Genomic DNA, 6,286 nt, shown 5'->3' on the forward strand with positions numbered 1-6,286 from the left:
AGAATAAAGGTCTCGTTTCTTTTTGTCCAATGAACGATTGATCACTTACCGAGAACTATTTTACACTAACGTCGTGAGGGAGTTGAAGACCAATCATACCCAAAGAAAGTACATGCTGTTATGGACTCTCGATAAACTCGTTTTCTCATAAGGTGTGAGTTGATTGAGATAGCCCCAGCTCGATTCACTCACTGCCTTTTTATGTCTGGGTTGATTGAGATAGGTCCAGCTCAATTCACTCGCTGTATATTTTCTCTTGAGCTAATCGAGATGAACTTTTTGGCAAGAAAAAAGAGCAGAATTACCTGCTCTTTTCCTCTGTCTTATTGTAATTGGTTTAGGGCTTCTTCGATAATGGAATCCCCTGTTGTTAAATCGAAGGCTTGCCTAAAGGTTTTTTCATTGTCGAGACTCGCGGCAATCACTCTTGCGACGTCGACTCTTGGAATACTGTAGTCATCAGTTTCTTCGATGGCGTCTTTAATCAAAACAGTCTCTTTAGAGTCTTCATTTTTCAAAGCTCCTGGTCGGATGATTGTGTAAGTCAATTCAGAATCCATTAACCACCAGTCTGCATAGTGCTTCGCTACATAGTAAGGTTTGATTTCTTCGTTCCACTTATCGCGGTCGTCTGCTCCAAAGGCACTGACCATAACGAATCGTTCAATTCCATTGGCTTCAGCTGCTTCCATTACTTTAACAGCTCCGTCTAAATCAATAAGCAAGGTTTTGTCAGGTCCAGTACTTCCGCCTGATCCGGCAGTAAAGACAACAGCATCGATGCCGTCCATTTTACCCTTAATGTCGTCAACAGATGCTTCTAAATCACCTAAACGGGCTTCGACTCCTTTGTCTTCAAAAGACTTCACTTGCTCTTCTTTTCTGACAAAAGCAATAGGGGTGTGTTTGCCTTCTTCTTTTAAAACATCCACTAGATGCTGACCAATCTGACCATTTGCTCCAACGATTAATACGTTCATGTAAACACTCTCCTCTAGTTTAATTACACACCTACCATAACAAAATAGAGACAGTAACTACAAAAAGTATGCTTAACTTTTTAAGTCGCTGTCTCTTCTATTAGATTAAATGATAGGTCAGGCAAGTGGGTTTTTGAGTTTTGGGGTCTTTTATGATGTGAGCATCAATGTCAAAGACGGAACGCAAGACTTCATTATTCATGACTTCCTCTGGCGTACCGGCTTTGACTATTTTTCCATCTCGTATAGAAACAAGATAATCAGAAAAGCGAGACGCATGATTGAGATCATGGAGCACCATGACAATCGTTTTTTTCTGAACTTTATTTAGCTTTTCTAATACCTGTAAGACATCCAGCTGATGAGCCATATCTAGATAAGTCGTCGGCTCGTCGAGTAATAAAACATCTGTATCCTGAGCCAAAGCCATTGCAATCCACACTCTTTGGCGCTGACCACCTGATAAAGAGTGAACATACCGATCAGCATAATCGAGTAAATTCGTTTCGACTAATGCCCAATGAATCATTTCCCAATCTTTCCCGTTCAGCTGACCAAAGCCTTTTTGATAAGGCGAGCGACCGTAGGAAACCAAATCTTTCACTGTCATTTCTTCAGGAGTATGCGGAGATTGAGACAGAATCGCAATTTTTTGAGCGACACTTTTAGTCGACTGCTTATGAATCGATTTTCCATCAAGCAAAACGGAACCGTTAGAGGGTTTAAGTAGTCGGGCAATGGTTTTTAAAATCGTTGATTTTCCACATCCATTAGGACCGATTATACACGTAATCCCTGACTCTGGAATCGATAACTCCAGCGAGTCCACAATCGGTTTTTTCCCATAACCCACTGTTAGCTGCTCTGTATTTATTTGTGGCACTGCTCTCTCTCCTTTCTATTTAATCTAGTTCACAACACTATCTTCAATATAATTCAACACTTGAGTATTGGCAATTGGTCCATAATATAACCAAGCTGAATCAGAAGGAAAGACATGAACAGCGTCATTTTCGACAGCCGGTATATTTTGCCATAGTCGGTCTTCTGTCAATGCCGTCTCTTCATCATCCGTGATTAAGAATAAGTGATCGACGTCCATTTCAGCTAATTCTTCTAGTGAAACGGCCGCCCAATCGGCATCTTCAGATAATGAGGCGACAACTTCTGGAACCTCAAAACCTGCATCTTCATATAAAACAGCTCCACTGGATCGTTCAGGATGCACAACAAAGAGACTCGTATCAATCATCCAAATAGCCGCTGCAGTGGCTCCCTCTGCTTGTTCTGATACAAGATCAGCCGTGTCATTCGCTAGCGTTTCATACTCAGCAATCACTTCCGCCGCTTCTTCTTCTTGAGCTAGGACGTCTCCGATTTCAAGCAAGGTTTCTCTCCAATCAGCTGGACTTGCATTTAAGACGTAAGTGGGTGCAATCTGATTATACTGGTCAATCTGGCTCTCTTCCGGCATGTCTCTTATAAGCATTAAATCCGGTTCATATTCTAAAACAGCTTCATAAGGCAAATCGAAAGGAATCGTCGGTACCTCTCCCAGTTCTTCTTGTAAGTACGCCTGAACCGATTCTCCATCATTGATAGACCATTGGGCTACAGGAGTCACATCTAAAGCAACGAGATAATCTTCTAAATAGGAAGCAATGATGCGCTCAGGATTTTCAGGGATTTCTATATCATTTCCCATCCCATCTGTTAAAACGCGTGATTCATTTTCTGTTTCTTCGTCCACTGTGTCAGCTTCTTCTCCACATGCGGTTAAAAATAATGTGAGAGCCAATGCTGTTAATCCAATTTTTTTCATCCTTTATCCTCCAAAAAATAAATTAGTCTTTCATAGTCATTAATAAGTAAATGAAATAAGGGGCTCCTAATACAGACACAATGAGTCCGACCGGAATTTCTGATGGAGCGAGTAACGTTCGAGCGGCACTGTCTGAAAAGACGAGCAGTATAGCTCCAATACAAGCAGTAATAGGGATAAGGCGCTGGTATTTTCCACCGACTAACCTTCTGGCTAAATGAGGAGCAACGAGGCCGATAAAGGCAATTCCGCCCGCCGTTGCGACACTTGCTGAAGATAAAGCTACCCCAATGATAATGAGCAATAAGCGTTCTTTTTCAACAGATGTGCCAAGGCCTGTTGCCATCTCTTCTCCTAACTGCATAAGAGTTAACACTCTGCCTTTATATAAAGCCAGTGGAAGAAAAAGCACAATCCATGGCAATAAGCTCCAGACCGACTGCCAGGAAACATTCCAAATCGATCCGGATAACCACACCAATGCGCGGTTAAAGTCACTGTCAGTCATTCGAAGTTGAATGATAAGCAAGGCAGCTGAAAATCCAGCATTGATTCCAATTCCGACTAAAACGAGTCGAATGGGCGTGACTCCTTTTTTCCAAGCGAGCATATATATGAGAGCTGCTGCAGTGAGCCCACCTAAGAAAGCAACAAGAGGCTGGCTGAGCTGACTTATAAAGCCCGGTATGCCATTTTGCATAGAATTTAAATATAAAAATAAGACCACAAAAAAGCCTGAACCGGAATGAATCCCTATAATACCAGGGTCTGCCAAAGCATTTTCTGTCACTCCTTGAAACACTGCACCCGCTACTCCCATCCCTATTCCAACTAAAATAGCTGTTACAATTCTTGGTAGACGAAATTGAAATAAGAGTAAGGCATTCCTGTCTGTTCCTGAACCAATCAGTGTTTGCCAAATTTCTGTAAAAGATAAGCTGACGTGTCCCATGCCAATACTCACTAAAGAAATGAGGATGAGAAGGAACAGTAAAAAGAGAAATAATAGAAAGGTTCGTTTTAATGCTCTATCATAAGACTGAAAGATGTCTTTATGCTTTTCCATCTTATCCCCTCCCTTCTTTACGTGCTAGGACAAGAAAGAACGGAACCCCTAGCAAAGCGGTCAACGCTCCGACAGGTGTTTCATAAGGAGGGTTGATGATTCGGGCCAAAGTATCTGCCCAAACCATTAATAGGGCACCGAATACGATAGACCCTGGGATCACCCATCGGTAATCGAGTCCCATTATTTTTTTTGTGATATGGGGGATCACTAGTCCGACAAAGCCGACAGCTCCGGCAATGGAAACGGCCGTCCCCGTAAGAATTAAGACGACTAGTAAGGCAATCCATTTAATGACAGTTACTTTCAAGCCTAAGCCTTTAGCCATTTCTTCTCCTAAAGAGAGTATGGTTAGTGAGCGTGATAAGGCAAAAGCGACTATTAAAGCCAATCCTGCAAATAAAAGAGCGACTAACACACTTTCCATACGCACACCGGCCACTCCACCGGCCAGCCAGAAACTGGTATCGCGCGCGACATTAAAATGCAGAGCAATCATAGTCGATAGCGATTGAAGCAGCGTACTGACTGCTGCTCCAGCTAGAGCGAGCTTCACAGGGGTCAACCCTCTTTTTGTAAAGGATCCAATGAAAAAGACTAGGCCTGCTCCCAATCCGGCCCCTAAAAAAGACCAGAGTATTAATTGATAATGATTGGACAGGGGGAAGAAGGCAAAAGCAATAGCTATCATGAAAGCTGATCCGGACGTGACTCCCATAATGGAAGGTGACGCTAAAGGGTTCAGTGTGAGTGCCTGCATAATTACGCCAGAGACGGATAAAAAGGCACCGACCAATGCGGCCCCCACTACTCTCGGAATACGTAAGTCGTAAAGTATAAGATGGTGCGTATTCGTTTCTTCAAAAGCAGTAAGGCCTTCTAAAATGGTGCGCCATGAGATTTGGACCGAGCCTAGGCCTAGGGAAATGACCATACTTATCAGTAACACTATAATACTGATGAATAAAATGGCACCTGTCGGCTGAGAAGCTTGAAGTCGCTTCATTAAACGTTTTTGAGTTTCTTTTTTTGTGAGTTGTTTCCTTCTTATTTCTTCCATAGTCTACCCTTTTCTTCTTTGCTTTAAGCCTTCATGAAAAGTCGAGAGTACGATAGAATCTTGAATGAGCGGGTAACAGTGTTGTCTGATTTGATTAATGGCGTTAACCGCGTCACTATATGCTCCAGCAATCAAGCGGACTTTTCCATTAAAGTCAACTATATCGCCAATAGCGTAGATCCCTTCAATAGATGTTTGGGCTTCAGAAGTTCCCTTAATATAATAATTATCGATCAGCTCAAAATTCAAAGGACTATTCTGATGGAAATTATCGTGAGCTTCAAAACCTATATTGACAATTAAATCATCTATGGGCAGTGTTTCCATCCTTCCTGTTTGCTCATTTTTTAGCTTAATGGCTTTTATACTTTCATCGTGGCTGTCTGGCATTAACTCTTCTACTGTTGAATGCGTGTGGATATGTATGTCTGATTCGAGCAACTCATTGATTTGTGCTTCGTGTGCTTTAAACTGTCCTTTTCTATGAATTAAATGGAGTTCTTTCACTTTGTCTTTTAATTCATTGGCCCAATCAATGGCGGAATTTCCTCCACCGACTATGGCTACTTTTTTATCTATAAAATCATCTAAACGGTAAATGGTATAATGCAAATTCGTCTGCTCAAAATGTTCGATGCCTTCTATCGGGAGACGTTTAGGGTATACGATGCCTCCGCCCGTCGCAACAATGACTGTCTTGCTGAGATACTTGTTTCCGGTAGCGCTCGTACACTCAAACAGATGTGGTTCTAATTTTTCTATTTTTACAATGCGTTCATTAACATTCACTTCAGGGTTGAAGGTCTGTCCTTGTTCGATCATCTGATTCATGACATCGTAACCAGTGGATGGAACGACGCCTCCGATATCCCAAATCAGTTTTTCGGGATAGAAATGTAATTTCCCACCTAGTTGTGCCTGATCTTCGACTATGCGAGCGGACAAATCTCTCATCCCAGCATAAAAAGCCGCATATAAACCTGCAGGTCCTCCGCCAATAATCGTGCAATCCATGATTTCTGAAGTCACGTTTCTTCCCTCTCTTTCAATTGAGAATGATTATCACTTTCACTATAAGTTATACCATTCACAAAGTAGTGTGTCAAGTTTATGCCTTTATTTATGAGGTCTTTCTTTTCGTTTAGACATGCAAAAAAGTGATAATGAGCGTTCACTCACTATCACGGGAGTTTAACAGCTGGAATCAATAAAAAGTGACACAAAGCCTGTTATGGCTTTATTTTTTTGTCAAATTTGATAGGCTTATATTGTAGTGCTATGTAGTAACATGTTATAATAGAGATACATTTAAAAGGAATGAGGATTAGCTATGCGTATTAAAAAGAATAAATCTAAAC

The 6,286-nt window shown here is 41.6% G+C and carries 6 protein-coding genes; all 6 read right to left on the bottom strand.

Annotated features, from left to right (window positions below; translation table 11 throughout):
• Positions 1-323 precede the first annotated feature (323 nt).
• Positions 324-980, bottom strand: a complete 657-nt coding sequence (locus ABDZ53_RS09710) for an SDR family oxidoreductase (RefSeq protein WP_343756001.1) — start codon at positions 978-980, stop codon at positions 324-326.
• Positions 981-1,080: 100 nt separating this feature from the next.
• Complete coding sequence (locus ABDZ53_RS09715; RefSeq protein ID WP_343756003.1) at positions 1,081-1,863, bottom strand: ABC transporter ATP-binding protein; 783 nt, start codon at positions 1,861-1,863, stop codon at positions 1,081-1,083.
• Positions 1,864-1,887: 24 nt separating this feature from the next.
• Positions 1,888-2,802 carry an ABC transporter substrate-binding protein gene (locus ABDZ53_RS09720; protein WP_343756005.1) on the bottom strand — a complete coding sequence of 305 codons (915 nt, stop codon included), beginning with the start codon at positions 2,800-2,802 and terminating at the stop codon, positions 1,888-1,890.
• Positions 2,803-2,824: 22 nt separating this feature from the next.
• A complete protein-coding gene (locus ABDZ53_RS09725; RefSeq protein ID WP_343756007.1) occupies positions 2,825-3,868 on the bottom strand; it encodes a FecCD family ABC transporter permease in 1,044 nt (347 codons plus the stop codon).
• Position 3,869: 1 nt separating this feature from the next.
• Complete coding sequence (locus ABDZ53_RS09730; RefSeq protein ID WP_343756009.1) at positions 3,870-4,928, bottom strand: FecCD family ABC transporter permease; 1,059 nt, start codon at positions 4,926-4,928, stop codon at positions 3,870-3,872.
• A 3-nt stretch (positions 4,929-4,931) separates the two neighbouring features.
• Positions 4,932-5,957, bottom strand: a complete 1,026-nt coding sequence (locus tag ABDZ53_RS09735) for an NAD(P)/FAD-dependent oxidoreductase (protein ID WP_343756011.1) — start codon at positions 5,955-5,957, stop codon at positions 4,932-4,934.
• Positions 5,958-6,286: the final 329 nt, after the last annotated feature.

It is taken from the genome of Alkalibacterium iburiense (assembly GCF_039521845.1).
GTDB lineage: Bacteria > Bacillota > Bacilli > Lactobacillales > Carnobacteriaceae_A > Alkalibacterium > Alkalibacterium iburiense.

Bases quoted from the DNA above. Each gene is read 5' to 3' on its own strand.
- ABDZ53_RS09710 (WP_343756001.1), bottom strand. From the start codon at position 980: ATGAACGTATTAATCGTTGGAGCAAATGGTCAGATTGGTCAGCATCTA.
- ABDZ53_RS09720 (WP_343756005.1), bottom strand. From the start codon at position 2,802: ATGAAAAAAATTGGATTAACAGCATTGGCTCTCACATTATTTTTAACC.
- ABDZ53_RS09725 (WP_343756007.1), bottom strand. From the start codon at position 3,868: ATGGAAAAGCATAAAGACATCTTTCAGTCTTATGATAGAGCATTAAAA.
- ABDZ53_RS09730 (WP_343756009.1), bottom strand. From the start codon at position 4,928: ATGGAAGAAATAAGAAGGAAACAACTCACAAAAAAAGAAACTCAAAAA.